Raw genomic sequence first — 21764 nt, forward strand, 5'->3', positions numbered from 1 at the left:
ACCTCAATGCTCATGTGAAGCTCCTGCTTTACCTTGCTCGGATTTAATGATGAAGCTGCCATTGACAGCGTATTCGGTGCCGGGCTTGAGTCCTGTCACGATCTCAGTCACTTTGCCATCGGATAGTCCGGTCGTGACCGGTTGGGCGATAAAGCCGCCCGGCACGCGAATAAAAATCGTCGGCTTGTCGTTGATAGTCTGGATGGCATCGGACGATACGGAGATCGGCACTTCGGTTTCTTTGGCAACAATCTCGACAGTGATAAACAGTCCGGGGCGCCAGGCCATCTGAGGATTCGCCAACGTCACGCGAGCCTTGGCGGTGCGAGTCTGTTCGCCGAGAAGTGAGCCCACATAGGACACTGTTCCTGATGCTACGGAGTCGAGTGCCGTGGCTTTGATCGTGACCTTCTTGCCGACCTGGACGACATTGAGGTCTTTTGCCGACACGATAATCTCGGCCCACACGGACGACAAATCGGAAATCGTGAAAATGCTTGCATCTTCTTTCACCGCCTCACCCAAGGCGACATGCTTTTCAACCACCATGCCGTCGAACGGCGCTCGAATTTCATAGCGGTTGAGTGTATCGGCGTTGGTCGATACCTTTGGACTTGCACCAAGCGCTAACAGCTTCTGTTGAGCATTACGGACTGCTATTTCCGCTTCGTTCATTACTTGTCGGGCCTGCAGAAAGTCCTGTTCCGCCGAAATTTTTGCTTCCCACAGGTGCTTTTCCCGCGCAAAGGTGGTGCGGGCTAATTCCAGGCGTTTCTGCGCGGAAAGCAACTCGCTGCGTTGTTCCGATAATCCGGTACTTGCAATAACCGCCAGCAATTGACCTTTCTTAACCTGGTCGCCGAGGTTGGCCGATATGGCCTCAACCACACCGGCAAGGCGAGGGACGACGTGCGAAGTTTTGTCTTCATTGAAGCGGATTTCGCCAGGGAGTGTCGCTACACTGCTAATGGATGCAGCACCTGCCGTCTGGATTGTTACGCCCGTTTCCGTGATCTGCTGATCACTCAACTCAATTTTCCCCTCTTCCTTGACCAAGGAAAATTGATACGACTGGTTATCATGCTGAGCGGTCAAGGTAGCTTCGAATACATGCGGTTCTTCGATGGACTGGACACTTTGCAAAAAATCTTTTTCCGGCACAAAATCGACCCTCTGTTTCTCGCCATCCGGACGCGTTACAATCGCCGAGACCTTGACGGCGTTTGGCGGGAGAGGCTTTTCGTTTTTGAGCGGATAGGCACGGAAGTGCGCTTCACCATTGTCTTCTACCAGCGAAGTTTCCAACGCAAAGCCATCTTTGGTGAATAGCTCGCCGCCATGTGGGCCTTTAGTCTGACCGGTTGTTTTTTCTTGGGTCTCTCCGGGTTCATTATTGACAGTAGGCGCCTCCAGACGGAAGATAAAAAAGGCCAACACGATGCCAACCGCGATCAAGCCAAAAATAGCCAAAACCTGATTTTTTTTCATTGCACTGTCTCCTGTTTACGATGGGTCAGAGTCTCATCAAAACTGCCGCCGATCAAGCGTTCTAACTCAACTGCCGACTTGTGATAATCAGAAAGCGCCAGTAAATACTGGCTTTTTGCTCCAAATAAGGTGCGCTGTGCATCCAGGACATCCAGAAAACCAAACTTACCGAAACGATAGCCTTCGCGGGCGGCATCGTAGGCGCTTTGGGCGCCAGGTAAAATATCCTGCCGGAGCGCAGAAACTTCGGCATAAGCCGTGCTCAGCTTCTGATAGATTGTATTTAATAGGGTTGTGATTCGCACTTCTGCGCTGCGGTGATCTTCCTCCGCTCGGCTTAGCCGGTGCTCGGCTTCGCGGATACCGCCTTGGTTGCGATTAAATACCGGCAGCGGCATGGAAAACCCGACGACTAGCGCGTAATCATTGGGCATGAGGTACTTGCTCGCGCCTAAGGTTGCGGTCACGTCCGGGATGGCTTTTGATTTTTCTACACTGATCAGCGCTTCACGCTGGGTGATTTCGGTAGCCCAGCGGGCTAAATCCGGATTGTTATCAAGTCGTCGGCGCAATGAATCCAGGGAAGGTAGCGACATAACGGCATCTAAATCTCCCTTGACGGCCTCAAACCGGGGTTCGGTGTTGCCCCAGGTTGCGGCTAAACGCTTTCGCGCGGCTTCCAATTCTCTCTGGGCGCGTAACCACTCGAATTGAACTGAGGCCAGGGCAACCTTGGCTTTGGTTTCTTCGACAGGTGAAACCTTGCCCGCTTGTACGCGTGCAGAGGTCGTCACCATCATCTGATTTGCCAGTTCTTGAATTTGTTTCGTGAGGGTCAGGCGCTGTTGGGCCGTCAGGACCTCAATGAAAACTTGGGAGACTTGTGTTAGAACATCGACGCGCTTGGTTTCATAATTCCAATCTGCCAATTCTTTGGTCAGGGCGGCAGCCTCCATTCGGGCCGCACGCTTACCGCCCAATTCAATTAACTGACTGAGTTCTAAAGTCACCACATCGCCGTCAAATCCCTTGATGACTTGATTGCCAAAGTTTGCCGCATTAGCGCCGAATGTTGGATTCGGAAAAAAACTCGCTTGCAGGGCAGCGGCTTCCTGAGCGCGGGTTTCCCAGGAAAAAGCGGCCAAGTCTGGATTCTGGGTCAATGCCAAGGCCAGCGCCTGAGGTAAAAGCAAGGTTCCAGTCGGGTCCCCGGACGCACTTGGATCGCGACCCACTGGGTTCTGGTCTTCCAGATGGGCGAGCGGCATTGTCTTGGCTGTCGGATTAGCACCGACCGGACCGGTTGTAATGATTACACTGAGGGCGATGCCAAAGGGCAGCGCATAATTTGAGTACATGAATAGTCTCTCCGTAGCGTGAATGGAACGAACGCCGAGTAGACAAGCAGGCGCTAAACCTGCACCATCGACTGGCGGGTTACGGCTATGAAGAGCGGGCTAAATCAGAAGAACAGTACTGCGAATGGCAAGCAGATGGGAATCGGTGAACAGCGGATCGGGGAAAAAAGACCGCCGTGTAATGACCCTGGCGTAGGGGATGAGGAGAAAAACAAGGAAAACCAGGGGCAAAAGTCCAAGATCGACCGATGCTTTGGATAAATCTGTCAAGGGAATATGAGCGCCGTGGTCATCGCCGACCACGGGAAAGTCCTCGCAAGGCGAATCCATGTCCGTAAAATAGGCACCGGTCTCGGCCTTGGTTGGATAGACTTTATCCGTATCGGCCCCATGGTCATGGCCGGCACGCTCCACGGCCACATGACCGTCCGTCCCGAAACACAGCACAAAGGCCGAAGCATCGCTATGGCCCAAGCCGAAATGGCCTAGAACCGCGAGCATCAGCACAAAAGAGAGCCAGGTTTTGGAGCGACGTAGCATATTATTCATTGTAATGAGTGTATCCTATCGCTAAAAAGAATTCAAACCTTGAACTATTTTTCGATGCATTTGCACCATCTGTTTTTACCCAACTGATAGGATGGCTTGCGGAACACGATCTCGCCCCAAGCGCCGCAAAATGTTCGTCGTGATAACTGGTAAAAACTTACCAGTTAGTCGTCATAACTCAAGTATTATGAAAGTCATCTTTTGGGGATCGGATATACTTGGTTGGTTGACTGTCCGCTGTTGAGGCGGAATCGGATGGTCGATGAGCGGGATGCCGAATGTCGCTTATGGGTCGATAGCGCCAATTGATCTTCATCATCCGAATGACTCCTTTTTACAGCATTATAAGATCACTTAATGTGAGAAATGCTAGCCGATAAAATCACTTAATGTGGGAAGCTAAAAGTTCAGGTGCAGTTAATGTGAGAAAAAATGAATTTATAGAGTCAATTAATCTGAGATGGAAAAACCGGATAAGTGCAAGAAATGCTGTTTATGAAATCAAGAAACTACATCTAATCAGCATGGTTTCTGTCGGCTTAAGGCAGTTGGTAAGTAATAATATTCTTGCGCTCCACACTCTACCTATTAAAATGATAGGTATGTCTAAAGTAATTCCAATAAAAATGAATGATGCCGATGCACTCTCAATATTGCACGGATGCGTCGCTAATGATTCCAGAGTCTTTATTTCCCCACATGCAAAAGAACGCATGCTTGAAAGGAATATTACTCTTAAACAGGTACTTGCCTGCATAGAGAAAGGGAGAATTACTGAATCACCATATCGAGATGTTAGAGGTGACTGGAGATGCAGTATAGAACATTACACATCTGGCAACGCCGTAACCGTAGCGATTGCCTTTAAATATAATAACAGCGGTGAACGCATAGTCGTTGTGACTGTGTTTTGAACGAGGTAGCAGACATGTATCATTATCAAGAAAGTGGATTAAATAATATTTGGTTGGTTAATGGTTATGACATTATCGACGATCCTGACTATGGCGAGTGCGTATCAATAACTGATGTTGCCGGGCTGAACAGAGCTATAGCCCACAATCTTATGTTTAATAAGCCAACACTTAATGGCTCTGAGTTCAGGTTCTTGCGCAAAGAATTAGACCTATCGCAAAAAGCATTAGCAGACTTGCTTGGCAACGATGAGCAAGCGGTAGCTCGATGGGAAAAAAAAGGAAAGGTGCCAAAATGGGCCGATAGATTACTCAGAGCATGTTTGATTGAATTTTATGGGGAAGATACTGGTATTTTAGAATTAATAGCAAGGATTAAAGATATTGATGAAAAAGACCAGGAAAAAGAAATATTTGAAGATTACGACACTGGTTGGAAGCGAGCCGCTTAAATAGCACAGCACCCACGCAAAACCCGCTACGGCGGGTTTTTTATTGCCTGGAGTTCATGGCTTTCTAAACATCACCTGCGTTTACCTTTAGAGGATCGACATTCACTGAACTGCGTAAGCACCTGTATGGGGCCAAGAGAAGACTGGCCAACAAGCCACTGAACTCCTCAAATCTGAGGAATTAAAAAGCAGGAATTCCCGCTATTCATTCAAAACAACAATTTAAGCAGGGCTTGCTGGATGATTATCTCATTCAACAACTAAGAAACCCATCGCTTAAAATGGTTCTTGCGTAAGTCCTAAATGATTTTCAGGATTTTAAATATTCAATAGTAAAAAACGGCCCATCAAGGGCCGTTTTAATTTGTACCGTATCAAATTAACCTGCATTTTGGTTTGGATTAGGATTTGGCGCATCGTCGCTAAAACTGCAAATCCCGATTAGTAAAAACCACTGCCGGTTGCTTGCCCAGAATGCGGACCAGAACCGAGTTCATGGTATTGGGATCGTTATCAAACCCCCCATGGGTATCACTCTTGGCTATCGCTCCCGCTTTACCCTCTTCTCCCGAAATAACGATGCCCGGCAAGCCGTTGACTGGACTGCTCAGCAAGCCCAGCACTTCCGCGTCCTCTTCAAGAAACTTGTGCATACCCAGCAAAGCCACTTCCCGAGCACCTTCGAAAGCATTGCTAACCAAATAAAGCAGGGATTTGCCGTAAGGCCCGACATCATCATCGAGCTCGCCGACCTTGCTCAGGATATACAGGCTGGGTTGAGGGCACGTGCCATCCGCTATCTTTGGGACAACCACTTTCTTGAACAAATCCATTCTGATCGCGGGCGCCATAAACTGGAGCGTCTTCCAGGATATCCCCAGGCTAACGAGCGGGTCGATAGCGTGAGCGGTGAGTATGGAGCCGGCACTGTGGGCGACTACATGGAGCTCCCATTTTGCTCCAGCCCCTTTACCGAAGCTCGCTTTTGCCTCCTTGGCGAACTTTACAATGAGCTGCATTGCGCCGGTGCCGCGCTCAGAGGCGAGCCGTGCATTTTCCTTCATTTCCCGCCACAAACTGCCGCCAGGATAAGCCAGGGTTAATTCGAGCACCCGATCCCTGGCTTCCCGCACATGGTCAAGAAACATGCCGCGCGCCCGCTCATCGGCCGCAGTGAACTGGTCCTCGAGAATATTCATCGTCGAGCTGAACCAGTCGCTCTCCCACATGATGTGCAGCGGGTAAATCTCGTTGGCGAGGCAAACGTCGCGATAAGCAATAATGCGTTTGGCGACATCCTCTTCGCTGTTCAAACCCCCATGGATGAACAGCATCACCCGGCGCTTCTGCCAGCCCTTGGTTCGCTCGGGAATGGTTTCCACAAACAGCCTTCTCAGGTCTTCTTCCGTCGTCCAGTAGTCGCCCCGGTCGGATAAATCACCGTTGTTGCCAATATTGATCACGTAGGGCCGTATCTCATTCAACGGGATCACTTGCCCGGCGCGGAAAGCGCCGCTCATCACATCAGCCGCGCCTTGAGCCCAAAGGTCCGCTTTGACCGGCACACCGAGCTGTGCGACCCAGACATCGGTGGTATGGAGCATGAAATCTTCGTAGGGCAACAAGGCAAACCCATCCTTGCCCCAACCCGGACCCCAGGAATTTTGTATTACGAATCCCTGGGTACTGTAACCGACAATCGCGATGGCATGTCCCGCATCGGCTTCCCCCTTCCGCTCGATCACGGGAAGTTTAATTTTAGATGCTTTGCTGCCTCGGCCCGACTCGAATGTGGCGGTGCCTGGCCCCGGCTTTTCCCATCCTGAATGCACCATCAATGTCGCATAGACGATGCCGACTTCATGAATGGCCGCATGCACATGGCGAACCTGCCTGAAATCGACCCGGTAATAGGCGCCGCCCGGCGTCAGGATTGCGGCATCGGCACGCTGCTGGTCAAAATGCTGGGGGCCGTGCAAGTCGTCAGGCCACAACGCACGCGTACACACCCCGTGGCGTTCCCAACCTTTCATGGCGCCTCTCGCGGAGGAACCATCATAGTTTTCGCCCGGCCATTCATCATAACGGCGGGCAAGCTCATAAAGCATGCGGGGGCTGATCTGCCGCTTCACCTTGCGTTGATGGAGCAAATAGTTGATCACCGCCGCCAGGGCAAAGCCCGTGCAGGCGCCTTCCGTTCCTTGATCAAGGACTTCCGGCACAAAGGCGCAGTTGCACACCTCATCCGACAGCGCCTGAAGCGTAGGGTGATAGACCCAGTCCCGAACATCGATCTTGTCCGGAAATGCGTCCAGCGTCCTGCCGATTTTTTGCCCTACGCTTTTTTTGGCAGGCTCCTCACGTCTTGACGGCGATTCCGGCCGCGTCGTTTTAGGCTCCGATTTCACGGCAACTGCCCGTACCGATTTGTCCTCCTTGGCGGACACACGTTTCTTTGTCATTAGTATTCTCCTCAGTAAAGCTCACCTATTCCCGCAATCCCTGCTGTCGCCTTGTTTTAATAACGTCCGGCCGGATTGCATCGCTATCTCAGGTATTTAATAACCGCATATTTTGAAAAATTCCTGCTGTATAGGCCATAAGCGGGACTGGCATAGCTGCCGTAAACATTGACCGATGCGCCGCCGGCTTTGTAATACTCCGACAGTTGAGATTGCGTATTAATTTTTACCACCGCGTCGCCACCCGCTGCACGAGCCTTTTCCACGACATCCTCACGAACAGACTGCGTATCCTCTCCCGTCCAGCCGGTATCACGGTTGTCGTCGATAAAACCCAGTATCTTGAATTTACGGGGCGGCTCGCCGGTATCCCAAATTTCCATGCCATCAATAACGACCTTGGCCCCGCCCTTACCTTCTATTATCCCTACCTGGGTACTTTCAAAAACCTTGTATTCAGTGGTTGCACATGCGCATCCTGAAAGCAGGAGCACGGTAGTTAATGCTGTCATCGTTGTTGTTTTCATATAGTTCCCTTTATTTCCATGCCGACACCCAATCGCAGTGATGAGGCGTTAACGGTAAATGCTAAAGAAATAGTTGCAAACGGTACGCGGTGCGTACGAGATTGTGAAAATATTCGTTTTTAGAAAAAATTAAAGAATTCACCACGAAGGCACGAAGGACACGAAGCTTTATTTCTTCGTGTCCTTCGTGCCTTCGTGGTGAAAAATGTTTTTAGCCTAATTTGGATAATACTTTCACAGTCTCGTGCCCTTTCCTCATTAGGTCGTTCAGAGCGTTCTTTTCCATCTTCTAGGATATCGACTGAATGACATCGACCAACAGGTTTGGATAAACACCGAACCAAATCAACGCTATCGTTAAGACGGCCAGCAGGGTTGTGGAAACCCAATCGTAAGCAGGCTTAATTTCCGTGATTTTGATGTCCATCGACATAACCACGATAATCCTCAAGTAGTAATAAAGCCCCAGCCCGCTGCCGACGATAATCGCGGCCAACAATCCCCACAATCGGCCATCGGCAGCATCGGTAAAAATATAGAATTTACCGATGAATCCGGCCGTCAGCGGAATCCCCGCCAACGACAGCAGCATTAGGGTAAAAACCGCAGCCAGCCACGGCCGCCGCCAAAACAACCCCCGGTATTCGGATAGTTCGTCCGCTTCCGTCTGCGGCGTTGACAGCACCGAAACAACCCCGAAAGCGCCGATCGTGGTAATAAAATAAGCCAGCAAATAAAAACTGACAGACTCGACCACCCACCCTGAAGGAACCCGGCCGCCGGCAATGAATGCAACCAACAGATACCCCATGTGAGCGATAGATGAATAGGCCAGCAAGCGCTTGACATTATTTTGCAGCAGCGCCAGCAGATTGCCGCCCAGTATGGACAAGCCGGCAATGCAGCTTAAGACGTTCAGTAAGGGCGCATAAGCGTAACTGTCGGTGCTGATGAAATACCTCAGCAGCAAGGCGAAAACCGCGCCTTTTGAAACAGTCGCGATAAATCCGGCGATCGGCGCGGGCGCACCTTCGTAGACATCCGGCGTCCATAGATGGAACGGTATCAAGGAAAGCTTAAAGCCCAGCCCGGACACGATCAGGATAATTCCGCTCAGAACCGTGACGTTCATATCCGATCGGCTTGCGATATAACGCCCGATGCCGCTGAAATAAAGTTCCCCGCATTGCGCATAGATCAACGCCATGCCCATCAACAGGAAGGCCGAAGACACGCCGGACAGAACCAGATATTTGGTCGCCGCTTCCAAAGGCCGCACCAGATTGAGCGGGTAGCCGATCAACACAAACAGCGAGATGCTGAGTATTTCAAGCCCTATAAAAAAGCTGGCAAAATGACTGCTGGCGACCAGCACCGCAGCACCCAGCAACGCAGTCAGCAGCAGCAACGGAAGCTCTTCATTCTCTCCTTCGCGCACTTTGAAATAGTCGTAACATAATCCCAGCACAGCAAGGCCTGCCGACAGCAGCAGCGCCATATAGAACAATGCGTAAGCATCCATCCTGAGCAATAATGTGACCTGAACCGGACTTATCCGCCATACGATGGCCAGCGCCGCCAGTCCCGCGATGATGCCGACCGCGGCAATGCTAAAGGACAAAATAAAACTCCGCCTGACGGCAATGCCGAGCATAACCGCAATCGCAGTCCCGGCAATAATGAGGATAGGCGCAAGCGCGATAAGCTGGTTACTGTTCATTCTCGCCCCATCGCAATAGAATTTTTCATTGCCGGAGCCGAGACATTCAACACGGCTTGAGGACTCAGGCCAAGCCAAACCGCCATCAGTACCAGCAACCCTAACGATACCCATTCACGGCGACTGGCATCGACTAACGGATAAGACTGACGCAGCGGGCCGTAGAAGGCTTTTTGCATCACAATCAACGCATAAACCGGGGCCAGAATCAGCACCAGGGCGGCCACCGAGGTCAATATCCTGTTGACGCCGAAGGCTCCCTGCAACACCAGAAACTCGCCGACGAAGTTTCCTAACCCGGGCAGTCCCAGCGAGGCCAGCGAAAAAAACAGCGTCAACACGGACAATAGGGGCAATACCGACCAGAGCCCGCCCATATTGCCCATTTCCCGGGTATGCAAGCGCTCCTGCAATGCCCCGGCTATCATAAACAGCGCGGCAGCGCTGATGCCGTGCGCCAGCAGAGTAATCACCGAGCCCTGCAAAGCAAACAGGTTCCAGGAAAATACCCCAAGCAGAATAAAGCCCATATGACTGATACTGGTGTAGGCAATCAACCGTTTCAGGTCGGATTGCGCAAACGCCATGACTGCCGCATAAAGCACGCTCACGGCTCCCAGCGTCATCGCCACCGGGGCAAAACGGTGCGCCGCATCCGGAAACAACGGAATGACGAAGCGCAGCAAGCCGTAAGCGCCGGTCTTAAGCATGACACCGGCCAGGATCACGCTGCCCCCGGTTGGAGCCTGCGTATGAGCATCCGGCAGCCAGGTATGGAAAGGCACCGCAGGCAGCTTGACGGTAAACGCGATAAAAAAGCCCAGCATCAGCCAGAATGCGGCATCGGGTTCCAGCGCAGTATCAAGCAATTCAAAATAATCGAAGCTGTAGCTTCCAACGTTGTTATGGCGTATCAGCACCAGGCCTATGATCGCCAACAGCATCAGCAGACTGCTCACCTGGGTAAAAATGAAAAACTTTACTGCCGCATAAGTCCGGTTTTCATGGCCCCAGATGCTGATCAGAAAATACATCGGGATAATCATTAATTCCCAAAAGAAAAAGAACAGGAACAGGTCAACGGCCAGAAAAACGCCAACAGTACCGGCCAGGCACGCCAACAAATTAAAGAAAAAGAAACCCTGGCGGCGGTCGATTTCAGTCCAGGAACTGCTGACCGCCATAAACCCGAGCAATACTGTCAGCGTAATCAACAGCAGACTTAACCCGTCCATAACCAAATGAAAACCGATGCCAAAGCGCGGAATCCACGGGCCGTGAAAATCGGCGAGCCAGACCGGCGACAAGCCCGCTGCATACTCCGCCCACGAGTGCGGCACTATCAGCAACGCCGCCTCAACAGCAAGAGTGGCGATCGCTATCCAGCGCGGCGCGCTTTGACGCCAACGCTCTGAAAATAAGGCAACAAGCCCGCCCAGCAGCAAAACGCAGATAAGCGCCGGCAGTATCATGACAGCCACCCTATCGCGATAATGACCACGGTGCCGAGCGCCATAGATGTAGCGTACCAACGGACGCACCCGGTCTGGGTTGCACTGATCATCGAGTACATTCCTTGGCTGAGCAACGCTATCGCAGCGTAAATGCCATCCACCGCATCGTCTTTATTGAGCCTGGCGACCGCTTTAAAAGGCCGCACTATTAGCATGTCGTAAAGCGCATCCATGCCCCAACCGTTAAGCCAGAATACCCGTATTCGGTTTGCCCAGCCTGAGCCGATGAATCCGCGAACAGAAAAGCCGCCAAGGTAAAACAGTATCGCAATCAACAAGCCGATAAACGGCGCTGCCAGGGTAATGACCGAAACAAGACTAAAACTGTCCTCAAGATTAAACAACGCAGGAAATACAGAGTCCAAAGGGATACGCAGCATGCCGCCCAAGAGTGCCAATAGAGCCAGCAAGGCTAAAGATAATCTCATACGCCAGCCAAGGTGGTTTTCAACGGCCTGCGGCTGGATACCGAAAAAGACCACGAACACAAGACGAAAACTGTAGATGCCGGTAATTATTGCCCCCAAACAACCGGCCGCCCATAAGCCCGGAGAGACGCTGTAAGCTGCCGCTAAAATCTCGTGTTTGCTGTAATAGCCGGAAGTAAAAGGCAGTCCGGACAAAGCGGCGCTGCCGATTAAAAAGCTCACGAAGGCCAGGGGCATGGCTCTACGCAACCCGCCCATCTTGAAAATATTGTGCTCGTGATAAAAACATAAAATCACCGCACCGGCGGCAAGGAACAATAGTGCCTTGAAGAAGGCATGAGTCAGCAAATGAAAAATCGCCGACGACCAGGCCCCGATGCCTAAAGCCAGAAACATGTAGCCGATCTGGCTGATCGTCGAATACGCCAGAATACGCTTGATGTCGGTCTGCACAAGCGCCGAGCAGCCCGCCATCAGCAAGGTCAGCGCGCCAATCACCGCAACGGCGAATTGAACCGGCGGCGCCATCGCGAACAGGGCATGGGTCCGGGCAATCAGGTAGACGCCGGCAGTGACCATCGTGGCGGCATGAATCAGCGCACTGACCGGCGTAGGGCCTGCCATCGCATCGGGCAGCCAGGTATGCAGCGGCAATTGCGCAGACTTCCCCAACGCGCCGCCCAGCAGCAAGGCCGCGGCAGTTACCGGCAACAACGCGCCGGTAGTCCAATGGCTCGTAGCGCGGAGCATCAGGGTCTGGATATCAAACGTGCGCAGTTGCATGAACAACAGGATCATTCCCAGCAATAAGGCCATGTCCCCTATCCGCGTCATTACAAACGCCTTGCGCGCGGCATAGCCGTTGTTCGGGTCTTCATACCAAAAACCGATCAGCAGATAACTGCCGAGACCGACCCCTTCCCAACCCAGGTAAAGCAGCACCAGATTGTCCGCCAGCACCAGCACCAGCATCGCGGCCACAAACAGATTCATATAAGCGAAAAAACGCGCATAGCCGGGATCGCCTTTCATAAACCCGGCGGCATACAAATGAATTAAAAAGCCGATCCCGGTCACGACGAACAACATCGTGACCGATAAAGCGTCGAGATAGAAGCCGAACGGTACCGACAGACTGCCAACGGCCATCCACGATCCCAATACCCTGCTGTAAGGTTGCAGTGTTCCATTCAGGAATTCGGCCCCGAGCAAGACGGACAATAACGCCGAGATCGCCACGCTTCCGACGCCTATCCACGAAATAGTCAGTTTGGAAAGCCGCCCGCCCGCCAACACCAGGATCAAAAATCCCAGCAACGGAAACAACGGCACCCAACCCAGCAATTCGATCATTTTCAGCCGCTCCTTTTTTCCGTTGCCATTAAGTTAAAGCACGAATGTTTGTGGGGGCGACTCTTCAGTCCCCGTTTGTTAAAATCGCTCCCACAATATAAAAGCAATTCCATCACGTTCACCTATCCCTTCATACTGGTCAGCGAATCCGCATCCAGCGTATGGAAACGGCGGAAAATTTGCAGCACCAAGCCCAAGCCGACGCCCACTTCAGCCGCAGCCAGCGTTAATATCAGCAGGAACATGATTTGCCCGTCCGCCTCGCCCCAGGACGACCCCGCGACAATAAAAGCCAGACCGGTAGCGTTGAGCATGACTTCCAGGGACATCAAGATCATAATCAGGTTACGCCGGACCAATACCCCGACCAGCCCCAGCACAAACAGCACGACAGACAGCAACAAGCCATGCTCCATAGGAATCCCGTTCATGGCCTTCTCCCGTTTTTTGTTACCTTGAGCATCGGCTTTCCCAAGTGATAAGCGCCGACCAGTCCGGCCAGCAACAACATCGAGGCCAGTTCCACGGCCAGCAGATAAGGCCCGTACAATGCTATCCCCACCTGTTTGGCGTCCACTACCCGGCCGGTTTCGGCGCTTTCGCCATAACCGACGATAATCAGCATTTCCACGAACAGAATCAATGCCAGCAGTGTCGGCCCGATCCAGACGCCCGGCTGTAGCCAAAGACGTTCCTGCTCAATGGTCTTTTGGCCTTGGTTGAGCATCATAATCACAAAAACGAACAGCACCATAATGGCTCCAGCGTAAATAATCACTTCCAGCACCGCGGCAAAATGCGCCCCCAACAGAAAGAACAGCACGCCGACGGCCAGCAGCGATAAAATCAGGTACAGCAAGCCATGCACCGCATTGAGCCGGGTGATCATCATCACCGTGGCGAAAACGGCAACGGCGGAAGTGAGATAAAATAAAGTCAGCGCCATAAGCTTGGCTCCATCAGGGCAATAAAGTTTTTACATCAACCGGCGGCGCCTCATTTTCGGCCTGTCCCTTGGCTTTGCCGCCAATCGTCATCCCGGCCACGCGATAAAAGTTGTACTCGTGATATTTGCCGGTTCCGTCGATTAGCAGATGCTGTTTTTCGTAAACCATGCTCTGCCGGTCGTATTCGCACATTTCAAAATCCGGCGTCAGTTGAATCGCATGGGTCGGGCAGGCTTCCTCGCACAATCCGCACATAATGCAGCGGGAAAAATTAATGCGGAAGAATTCGGGATACCAGCGCCCGTTTTCGTCCTCGGTTTTCTGTAACGCGATGCAATCCACCGGGCAAGCCACCGCACAGAGATTGCAGGCCACGCACCGCTCTTCGCCGTCAGGGTCGCGAGTCAACACAATCCGCCCTCGGTAGCGGGCAGACAGCGCCGGTTTCTGTTCCGGGTATTCGACCGTATCCGGCTTGACGAAAGTGTGTTTTAAAACTTCCCATAATGTTCGCAATTGGCTTAGCATCGTTTTTCCCTCTCGATTCGTCGGTTATGAACTTTTTATTCACCACAGAGGACACGAAGAACACGGAGACAAACTCTGTATTGCGTCTTGCGTGCTTTCGTGGAACTTGTTTTCCACCGTCCACCGTAGGCCGGAATAAGCCTGTCCGCGCATTAAGCGCTGGACAGGTGTTTCCGGCATTCCGATTGCCGGAAACAACCGCCCTGGCTGCCGCCGGGCGGTCTTATTCCGGCCTACACTCTTTTTCCTATCCCCCACATCGCCTTAACCCTGCAGTGCCAACACAACGCCGCCGGTAACCAGCAGATTCAACAGCGCCGCCGGTAGCAGCACTTTCCAGCCGAACGCCATCAATTGATCGTAACGAGGCCTCGGCAACGAGCCTCGTAACAAGATAAAAAACATGATGCCGATAGCGGTTTTCAGGCAAAACCACAGCAACGGCGGTAGCCACGGCCCCAGCCAGCCGCCGAAAAAAAGCGTCACGATCATCGCCGAACTGAGCGTAATGCCGAGATACTCGCCGACGAAGAACATGCCGAATTTCATGCCCGAATATTCGGTATGAAAACCGGCCACCAGCTCTTGTTCGGCTTCCGGCAAATCAAGCGGTGTCCGGCGGCTCTCGGCAACGACGGCAATCAGGAAAATAATGAATCCGAAAAACTGCGGAATGATGAACCAGCCGTCCCGCTGGGCTTCGACAATCTCCCGTAAATTAAAGGTGCCGGACAGCATCACCACGCCCATGATAGAAATGCCCATAAACACTTCGTAGCTGACGGTTTGCGCCGCTGCGCGAAGGCCGCCAAGCAGCGAGTATTTATTGTTGGACGCATAACCCGCCAGCACAATGCTGTAAACAGCCAGCGAAGTCAGCGCCAGAAAGTACAGCAGCCCGAAGTTGAAATCGATAATGCCGACGCCCGGCGCAAACGGAACGACCGCGAAACCGGTCAGCATGGTGATGAAGACGATAGTGGGCGCCAGGATAAACACCGGCTTGTCGGCAAAAGGCGGCGTCCAGTCTTCCTTGAAAAACATTTTGATCATGTCTGCCGCGACCTGCATCAAGCCGAACGGCCCGACCCGGTTGGGGCCCAATCGATCCTGCCAGACCGCCAGCAAACGCCTTTCCACCCAGATCAGCATGGCCGCGACGACGATCACCGAGACCAGAATGCCGACAATATCGGCCGCTTCGCCAAGACCCGCATTCATAACTGCGCCTCCTGATTAGCTTTTTTTAAAACCACCTGAGTCCAACCTTGCATAAACTGGAACGCAGGCAATCCCGCCGTGATTCCCAACAAACCGGGAGGCAGCGTAAGCTCGATCTGCACCGGAATCTTTACAGCCGAGTTTCCTGCGATGCTGCTGATTTCCACTGGCTCGCCGCTTTCGATTCCCAAAGCTTCAGCATCAGAAGGATTTAATAAAACGCAGAAATGGGGCAATCGTTCGGCCACCGACGGCGAATGCAGACTGAGTTCCTCGGTAGCGAAAATATGCGGCAACGGCACGATTCGCCAGCGGCCCGGCGTCGGCACGAACCCGGGCGGAATATCTTCAAACCAGGCTCGGCTACCGGCCGCTTCGATCAACCTTACCCCTGCATCTCCGCCGGATAGATGCCCGCCTGTTTCCTGCTGGAATTTATTGATCGCCTGGTTGGAGTTCCACCCCGGCGCCCAAATAACCGGCAATAAAGCCGGCGGCACTTGCGCGGTATCGCCTTCCATCGAAAAAGCGAACGGCGTTTCGCTGTCTCGAAGCTGGGCAGGTTCGCTGACATTGACATCGGCGTGCATCGCCGTACGGCCGCTGTAACGGTGCGGTTGCCTTGGGATCTTGCTGCCTTTGACTTTGTAATCCGCCTCCGGCGCGGCACGAACGATATCGGACAGAGTGGGGAAGGCACTTGCGCAAGCGGCTGTAAGCGCATCGTGATGCGGCCATTGGCAATCGTCCATGACACGGGTCAGCCACTGCCAACCGGCGCATATCGATTCGGCTCCCGGATAAACCGGGAAGTAACGCTGAGCCCGTCCTTCGTTATTGACCCAAGTGCCTTCGGATTCGGCGAAAGTCGTCGCCGGCAATACTAGTTCGGCATGACCTGTGGTTTTATTTTCCAGACTGTCTATCGCCACGACATGATCGGCAAGCTGCAAAAACAAGTCCACGTTGCGAACCGGAGCCCGGCGGTAGAGATCGTTCTCAAGAATGATTACGCTGTCGGCCAAACCGTTGCCGACCCGCTCGAAAGCTTGCGATAGCGGCCTTCCGCCCATCATGGCCAAACCCAGGCTGTTACATTCGGGAACCGTAAAAGCCAGTTGTTTGTCGGCTGACGGCAGCGCCTTGGCGACGTTATAGGCGGCCTGGATAACCGCAAGGCTTGCGCAGCCGGTTCCCGACACGATCAATGGGCGCTCTGCCTGTCTCAAGGCGTCGGCAATGCTTTTAGCCAGCGCTTGTTCGGCATCGCCTAGAGCGGCAGGCGCGGGAGCCGAGGGATCGAGCTGATGGGCGATCGCAAAACCCAGGCGGGCAATGTCTTCCGGGCTGCCCCGGAAAGTTTTCGCGTCGACATCATCCAGGCGCGTTGCGCAAATGCTGGCGATAAACACCGGCGTTGAAACATGTTTATCTAAATTCCTGATCGCAATATCCTGCCAAGGCGCTATGTGCACTTTAAGACCAAGGTCGAACGAGGCGTTGCGCGCCGCCTGACGCAGCGACAGCGCCAGCCTTGGGGCGCTGTGGGTGACGTCTTCGCCGAGAATCAGCACTGCATCGGCTTGTTCAACTTCGCGCAGGGACGGCGAATGAATGCCGCCGTGCGTCATCAGTTCGACAATGGTGTTAAGTAAGCTATGTTCGGTATCATCCAGACCGAGGAAGAAGTTTTCTTCACCGACCAGCGCGCGCAGCGCAAAATTGGCTTCCAGCGAGGCGCGCGGCGAAGCGATGCCTATCGGCGGTTTGGCGCTTTTCAGCAGGTTGCGGAAATGAATTTCCGCAGTATCGACAGTGATATCCGGATAGCCTTTGAGCTGGGCTTTCCGGATGCGCTCGGGACTGTTGACGAAGCCATAGCCGAAACGCCCCCTATCGCAGAGAAAGTAGCCGTTGATATCGCCGTTATAACGGTTGATGATCCGCCTGAGCTCTCCGTAGCGTTCGCCCGGCGCGGTATTGCAGCCCAGGCCGCAATGAACGCAAACCGACGGCGCGGTTTGCAAATCCCATTTGCGGACATAATGCGCGCTGAAGGTCTTGTCGGTGAACACCCCGGTGGGGCAGACTTCGACCAAGTTGCCGCTGAATTCGTTTTCCAGCGCGCCATCCTCGAAACGGCCGAAATAGACGTTGTTATGTACGCCCAAAACTTGCAGATCTTTGCCTCCGGCGTAATCGTCATAAAAACGCACGCAACGGTAGCAGGCGATGCAACGGTTCATTTCGTGATTGATAAACGGGCCGAGATCCTGGTTGTTATGGGTTCGTTTCAGGCCCCGGTAACGCCGGAAAGTATGGCCGGTCATGACCGTCATATCCTGCAAATGACATTCGCCGCCTTCCTCGCAGACCGGGCAGTCGTGGGGATGATTGGTCATCAGCAGCTCGATATTGTCGCTACGGAACTTTTGCGCCTGTTCCGCATCCAAGGAAACACGCAAGCCCTCGGCTAGCGGCGTCATGCAGGCCATGACCAGCCGTCCGCGCAGGTCTTCCGCATCCTTGTACTGAATGACTGCGCATTGCCGGCAAGCGCCCGCCGAGCCCAATGCCGGATGCCAGCAAAAATAAGGCAGGTTCAGACCCAGCGACAGGCAGGCGGACAGCAGGTTGTCGCCGTCCTGAACGTCATACGACCGGCCGTCGATTTCGATGCGGGCCATTACGAAGACTCCTTATGAACGCTCATGAAATGATTTCCACCGCTTGCCCCCTCTCCCTCAGGGAGAGGGTTGGGGTGAGGGGATATATAACGCTCAAAATCCTCGCGAAAATACTTCAGCGCGCTTTGCAATGGCTCCATGGCTCCGGGAGCCAATGCGCAAAAAGTATTTCCGGGGCCCAGCATGCGCGTGAGTCCGGCCAAGGTATCAAGGTCTTCAATGCGCCCCTTCCCTGCAATGATGTCTTTCAGCAAGGTTACCGTCCACGGCAGTCCGTCCCGGCACGGCGTACACCAGCCGCAGGATTCCTGGGCAAAAAACTGCTCCAGGTTCAGCACCATTTGTACCGGGCAGGTCTTGTCATCGAGCACGATCATGATCCCAGTACCCATGCGGCTGCCGGCTTTGGCTACAGCATCGTAATCCATGACCACGTCCAGATGCTCGGGCAGCAAAAAATCGGTTGACGCGCCGCCGGGCAAGAAGCCGCGCAACTTGTAGCCGTCCTGCATGCCCCCGGCATAGTTCTCGATAATTTCCCGAATCGGGATGCCCATCGGCAGTTCCCATAAGCCGGGATATTTAACGCGGCCGCTTACCCCGAACAGCTTGGTGCCCTTGTCTGCGCCCCGGCCCAGCCCCTGATACCAGTCGACGCCGTAATGCAGAATATGCGGCACATTGCATAAGGTTTCGACATTATTGACTACCGTCGGCTTGCCCCAGAGCCCGGTGACCAACGGAAAAGGCGGCTTGGCGCGGGGCGTGGCCCGCCTTCCCTCAAGGGCATTCAGCAGCGCCGTTTCCTCTCCGCAAATATAACGCCCTGCGCTGGTATGCAGGGCTATCTCCAGGTTGAAATCGGAATTCAAGATATGTTCGCCCAGGTAGCCCTTGGATCGGGCTTCCTGCAGCGCATTGTCCAGACGCTGCCGGGCAAGATGATATTCCCCGCGCAGGAAGATATAGGCGGCATTGGCCTGAATCGCATAAGCCGCAATGATCATGCCCTCGATTAACTGGTGCGGGTCTTGCTCCATCAGCATCCTGTCCTTGAACGTTCCCGGCTCCATTTCATCGGCATTGGCAATCAGGTAGTGGTTTTGTGAAGCTCCGCCATCCAAGGCAATCAAACTCCATTTGAGACCGGCACTAAAACCCGATCCGCCACGGCCCCGCAATCCGGCATCCTTGACCCATTGTTGTACGTCTTTCGGTTGCAATTCCGTAAGCGCCTTGCGCAGCCCTTGATAACCCCCGGTGCTTTCATAATCGGCCAATGTCGCAAAGACGCGGTCCGGGAGGATGTTTTTAGTCAGCGGCTTATTCATCTGTTCCATAGCGCGTTACCTTCCGAGAATCTCGTTAACGGCATCTTCGGTAAGGTCGAGCCTCAGCTCATCCCCAACCATCGCGACCGGCGCATGGTCGCAAGCGCCCAGGCAAACAATCGGCAGTACGGTGTATTCGCCGTCCGCAGACATTTCACCCAGTCCGACATTCAGATGACGGCACAGGAGTTCGCCTACCCGGTCGCCGCCCAGCATCCAGCAGGTGACACTGTTGCAATAATGGATGACAGTCTTGCCGACCGGTTGGCGGTAGATCAGGTTATAGAAGGTCGCCACCCCTTCCAGTTGCGCAGGCTGCATATCAAGCAACTCGGCGACAGCAACCAGGCACTCATCGGAAACCCAGCGCCGGTGTTTCTGGACGATTTTCAGCGCCTCGATAGCAACCGCAGCTTTATCCGGGTAATGGCTTATCTCGGCGTTAATCTCCTGGATTTCTTCGGGGCTTAAAATTAGCTTGTTCATGTCAGCGGTCCACGTCAGCCATCACAAAATCGATACTGGCCAATATCGCAATCAGGTCGGCGACCATCATCCCGCGGCACATCATCGGTATCATTTGCAGATGCGGAAAAGAAGGGGTGCGTATACGGGTGCGGTAGGACATGGTGCCGCCGTCGCTGGTCACATAATAGGCGTTCAAGCCTTTGGTGGCCTCGACGGTTACGCTGGCTTCGCCGGACGGAATCACCGGCCCCCAGCTGGTATTCAGGAAATGCTGGATAAGGGTTTCTATATCATGCAGCGTTCGGTCTTTGGGCGGCGGCGTGGTCAGCGGATGATAGGCCTTATGCGGCCCTTCCGGCATGTTATCCACACACTGTTTGATGATGCGCAGGCTTTGGCGCATTTCCTCTACCCGCACGGTGCAACGGTCGTAACAGTCACCATTATTGGCGGTGGGTATTTCAAATTCGAAATTTTCGTAGCCTGAGTAAGGCCGCGCTTTGCGATAATCCCATGCAAATCCGGTAGCCCGAAGGTTCGGACCGGTCACGCTCCAATCGATGGCTTCTGCGGTGTTGTAAGCGCCGATTCCCTGTGTCCGGCGCTTCAACGTGCTGTTTTTCAGCACCAGCTTGTCGTATTGATTCAGCCGGGCCGGAAAATAATCGATAAACTCGCGCAGGCGTTGATCCCATCCTTTGGGCAAGTCCATCGCGACGCCGCCGATCCGGAAATAACTGGAATGCATGCGCGCGCCAGTGATCGATTCAAGGATATCGAACACCTTTTCGCGGTCGATAAACATATAGAAAATCGGCGACATCTGCCCCAAGTCCTGGGCATAAGTACCGTAAAACAGCAGGTGGCTGGCAATACGATAGAGCTCGCAGATCATCACGCGGATGACCTGGGCGCGTTCCGGCACTTCGATTCCGGCCAACCGCTCCACGGCTAGCACATAAGGCAAGTTGTTCATCGAACCGCCCAGATAATCGACCCGGTCCGTATAAGGAATGTAGGTGTGCCAGGACTGGCGTTCGCCCATTTTTTCCGCGCCGCGGTGGTGATAACCGATGTCCGGCAGCGCGTCGACAATCTCTTCGCCATCCAGTTGCAACGCGATACGGAACACGCCATGCACGCTGGGATGATTGGGGCCCAGATTCAGGAACATGAAATCGCTGTCTTCGCTTTGCCGCCGCATGCCCCAATCCTCCGGTATGAAACGCAAGGCATCCTGTTCGATGTCCTGCTGCTCATCGGAAAGGCTAAAGGGTTCCACTTCGGTCGCGCGGGCATAATGGTCCTTGCGTAACGGATGACCCTGCCAGGTCGGCGGCATCAGAATGCGCTTCAGATGCGGATGGCCTTCGAAGGTGATGCCGAACATATCCCATACTTCGCGCTCGTACCAATTGGCCGAAGGCCAAAGGTCGCTGATAGTCGGAAGGGACAAGTCGGGGGCGGTCAACGCAACCTTGAGACGAATGTCTTGGTTGCGGTCAAACGAAAGCAAGTGATAAACAACGGTAAACTCACTATCGGGGAACCCTTGCCGGTGCGCACGCTGACTCTCGTCAATGGCGGTCAAGTCGAACAGCAAGGTATAGGGAGAAGCCGCCTGCAATTTTAGATAGCTGAGAATCGTGCGCAGGTTAGTTTTTGAAATCCAAAGCGTGGGGATGCCGTCGCGGGTCGGCTGGATGGTAAAGTCATTAATGCCCGCTCGTTCTGTCAGTTCGCGTACGATTTGCGGAGCGTCAGAAAGCATGGCGATGCTGTCAGTGTTACCGTCCAATGTGGTCATCTCCTTAATT

The 21764-nt window shown here is 53.5% G+C and carries 18 protein-coding genes; 2 read left to right on the forward strand and 16 right to left on the reverse strand.

Going from position 1 to position 21764, the window contains the following annotated elements; all coding sequences use genetic code 11:
- Window positions 1–3 precede the first annotated feature (3 nt).
- The 3 genes from M0R47_RS09665 to M0R47_RS09675 form a co-directional block, all read right to left on the reverse strand.
- Complete coding sequence (locus tag M0R47_RS09665) at window positions 4–1488, reverse strand: efflux RND transporter periplasmic adaptor subunit (RefSeq protein ID WP_292553716.1); 1485 nt, start codon at window positions 1486–1488, stop codon at window positions 4–6.
- Window positions 1485–2846 carry a TolC family protein gene (locus tag M0R47_RS09670; protein WP_292553719.1) on the reverse strand — a complete coding sequence of 454 codons (1362 nt, stop codon included), beginning with the start codon at window positions 2844–2846 and terminating at the stop codon, window positions 1485–1487. Before M0R47_RS09670 ends, M0R47_RS09665 begins: the two co-directional genes overlap by 4 nt.
- 99 nt (window positions 2847–2945) lie before the next feature.
- A complete protein-coding gene (locus M0R47_RS09675; protein WP_292553722.1) occupies window positions 2946–3395 on the reverse strand; it encodes a hypothetical protein in 450 nt (149 codons plus the stop codon).
- 389 nt (window positions 3396–3784) lie between these two features.
- On the opposite strand from M0R47_RS09675, the gene M0R47_RS09680 reads away from it, so the two are divergent.
- Together M0R47_RS09680 and M0R47_RS09685 are read left to right on the forward strand one after the other, a co-directional pair.
- Window positions 3785–4309: a DUF4258 domain-containing protein gene (locus M0R47_RS09680; RefSeq protein ID WP_292553724.1), complete on the forward strand. Its 525-nt coding sequence runs from the start codon at window positions 3785–3787 to the stop codon at window positions 4307–4309.
- 14 nt (window positions 4310–4323) lie between these two features.
- The gene (locus tag M0R47_RS09685) at window positions 4324–4761 is read left to right on the forward strand and encodes a helix-turn-helix domain-containing protein (RefSeq protein ID WP_292553726.1); all 438 of its coding nucleotides are present in this window, start codon (window positions 4324–4326) and stop codon (window positions 4759–4761) included.
- 422 nt (window positions 4762–5183) lie between these two features.
- Here the strand turns inward: M0R47_RS09685 and M0R47_RS09690 are convergent, their stop codons facing one another.
- The 13 genes from M0R47_RS09690 to nuoC form a co-directional block, all read right to left on the reverse strand.
- Window positions 5184–7223, reverse strand: a complete 2040-nt coding sequence (locus M0R47_RS09690) for a C1 family peptidase (protein ID WP_292553728.1) — start codon at window positions 7221–7223, stop codon at window positions 5184–5186.
- Between the two features lie 83 nt (window positions 7224–7306).
- Complete coding sequence (locus M0R47_RS09695; protein ID WP_292553730.1) at window positions 7307–7750, reverse strand: hypothetical protein; 444 nt, start codon at window positions 7748–7750, stop codon at window positions 7307–7309.
- 289 nt (window positions 7751–8039) lie between these two features.
- Window positions 8040–9470 (reverse strand): NADH-quinone oxidoreductase subunit N, encoded by a 1431-nt coding sequence (locus M0R47_RS09700; RefSeq protein WP_292553733.1) that lies wholly within the window; start codon window positions 9468–9470, stop codon window positions 8040–8042.
- On the reverse strand, window positions 9467–10942 hold the full coding sequence (gene nuoM, locus M0R47_RS09705; RefSeq protein WP_292553736.1) for an NADH-quinone oxidoreductase subunit M: 1476 nt from the start codon (window positions 10940–10942) through the stop codon (window positions 9467–9469). The genes M0R47_RS09700 and nuoM overlap by 4 nt, the downstream gene beginning before the upstream one ends.
- Complete coding sequence (gene nuoL / locus M0R47_RS09710; protein WP_292553739.1) at window positions 10939–12765, reverse strand: NADH-quinone oxidoreductase subunit L; 1827 nt, start codon at window positions 12763–12765, stop codon at window positions 10939–10941. The genes nuoM and nuoL overlap by 4 nt, the downstream gene beginning before the upstream one ends.
- Window positions 12766–12887: 122 nt before the next feature.
- Window positions 12888–13196 (reverse strand): NADH-quinone oxidoreductase subunit NuoK, encoded by a 309-nt coding sequence (nuoK, locus tag M0R47_RS09715; protein ID WP_292553742.1) that lies wholly within the window; start codon window positions 13194–13196, stop codon window positions 12888–12890.
- Window positions 13193–13711, reverse strand: a complete 519-nt coding sequence (gene nuoJ, locus M0R47_RS09720) for an NADH-quinone oxidoreductase subunit J (RefSeq protein WP_292553745.1) — start codon at window positions 13709–13711, stop codon at window positions 13193–13195. Before nuoJ ends, nuoK begins: the two co-directional genes overlap by 4 nt.
- Window positions 13712–13724: 13 nt before the next feature.
- Window positions 13725–14240: an NADH-quinone oxidoreductase subunit NuoI gene (nuoI, locus tag M0R47_RS09725; protein WP_292553748.1), complete on the reverse strand. Its 516-nt coding sequence runs from the start codon at window positions 14238–14240 to the stop codon at window positions 13725–13727.
- Between the two features lie 264 nt (window positions 14241–14504).
- A complete protein-coding gene (nuoH, locus tag M0R47_RS09730; RefSeq protein WP_292553751.1) occupies window positions 14505–15461 on the reverse strand; it encodes an NADH-quinone oxidoreductase subunit NuoH in 957 nt (318 codons plus the stop codon).
- The gene (nuoG, locus tag M0R47_RS09735) at window positions 15458–18148 is read right to left on the reverse strand and encodes an NADH-quinone oxidoreductase subunit NuoG (protein ID WP_292553754.1); all 2691 of its coding nucleotides are present in this window, start codon (window positions 18146–18148) and stop codon (window positions 15458–15460) included. The genes nuoH and nuoG overlap by 4 nt, the downstream gene beginning before the upstream one ends.
- Window positions 18148–19479 (reverse strand): NADH-quinone oxidoreductase subunit NuoF, encoded by a 1332-nt coding sequence (gene nuoF, locus M0R47_RS09740; RefSeq protein ID WP_366513187.1) that lies wholly within the window; start codon window positions 19477–19479, stop codon window positions 18148–18150. The genes nuoG and nuoF overlap by 1 nt, the downstream gene beginning before the upstream one ends.
- A 15-nt stretch (window positions 19480–19494) precedes the next feature.
- On the reverse strand, window positions 19495–19965 hold the full coding sequence (nuoE, locus tag M0R47_RS09745; protein ID WP_292553759.1) for an NADH-quinone oxidoreductase subunit NuoE: 471 nt from the start codon (window positions 19963–19965) through the stop codon (window positions 19495–19497).
- Between the two features lies 1 nt (window position 19966).
- A complete protein-coding gene (gene nuoC / locus M0R47_RS09750) occupies window positions 19967–21718 on the reverse strand; it encodes an NADH-quinone oxidoreductase subunit C/D (RefSeq protein WP_366513188.1) in 1752 nt (583 codons plus the stop codon).
- Window positions 21719–21764 lie beyond the last annotated feature (46 nt).

The organism is Methylobacter sp., from assembly GCF_023227905.1.
In the GTDB taxonomy this organism is placed as follows: Bacteria; Pseudomonadota; Gammaproteobacteria; order Methylococcales; family Methylomonadaceae; genus Methylobacter_A.

Coding starts and splice junctions, on each gene's coding strand:
- nuoH (WP_292553751.1), bottom strand. CDS start 15,461: ATGAATGCGGGTCTTGGCGAAGCGGCCGATATTGTCGGCATTCTGGTC.
- nuoM (WP_292553736.1), bottom strand. CDS start 10,942: ATGATACTGCCGGCGCTTATCTGCGTTTTGCTGCTGGGCGGGCTTGTT.
- M0R47_RS09700 (WP_292553733.1), bottom strand. CDS start 9,470: ATGAACAGTAACCAGCTTATCGCGCTTGCGCCTATCCTCATTATTGCC.
- nuoL (WP_292553739.1), bottom strand. CDS start 12,765: ATGATCGAATTGCTGGGTTGGGTGCCGTTGTTTCCGTTGCTGGGATTT.
- M0R47_RS09690 (WP_292553728.1), bottom strand. CDS start 7,223: ATGACAAAGAAACGTGTGTCCGCCAAGGAGGACAAATCGGTACGGGCA.
- nuoI (WP_292553748.1), bottom strand. CDS start 14,240: ATGCTAAGCCAATTGCGAACATTATGGGAAGTTTTAAAACACACTTTC.
- nuoC (WP_366513188.1), bottom strand. CDS start 21,718: ATGCTTTCTGACGCTCCGCAAATCGTACGCGAACTGACAGAACGAGCG.
- M0R47_RS09680 (WP_292553724.1), top strand. CDS start 3,785: ATGTGGGAAGCTAAAAGTTCAGGTGCAGTTAATGTGAGAAAAAATGAA.
- M0R47_RS09695 (WP_292553730.1), bottom strand. CDS start 7,750: ATGAAAACAACAACGATGACAGCATTAACTACCGTGCTCCTGCTTTCA.
- nuoE (WP_292553759.1), bottom strand. CDS start 19,965: ATGAACAAGCTAATTTTAAGCCCCGAAGAAATCCAGGAGATTAACGCC.
- nuoF (WP_366513187.1), bottom strand. CDS start 19,479: ATGAATAAGCCGCTGACTAAAAACATCCTCCCGGACCGCGTCTTTGCG.
- M0R47_RS09665 (WP_292553716.1), bottom strand. CDS start 1,488: ATGAAAAAAAATCAGGTTTTGGCTATTTTTGGCTTGATCGCGGTTGGC.
- M0R47_RS09670 (WP_292553719.1), bottom strand. CDS start 2,846: ATGTACTCAAATTATGCGCTGCCCTTTGGCATCGCCCTCAGTGTAATC.
- nuoJ (WP_292553745.1), bottom strand. CDS start 13,711: ATGGCGCTGACTTTATTTTATCTCACTTCCGCCGTTGCCGTTTTCGCC.
- M0R47_RS09675 (WP_292553722.1), bottom strand. CDS start 3,395: ATGAATAATATGCTACGTCGCTCCAAAACCTGGCTCTCTTTTGTGCTG.
- nuoK (WP_292553742.1), bottom strand. CDS start 13,196: ATGAACGGGATTCCTATGGAGCATGGCTTGTTGCTGTCTGTCGTGCTG.
- nuoG (WP_292553754.1), bottom strand. CDS start 18,148: ATGGCCCGCATCGAAATCGACGGCCGGTCGTATGACGTTCAGGACGGC.
- M0R47_RS09685 (WP_292553726.1), top strand. CDS start 4,324: ATGTATCATTATCAAGAAAGTGGATTAAATAATATTTGGTTGGTTAAT.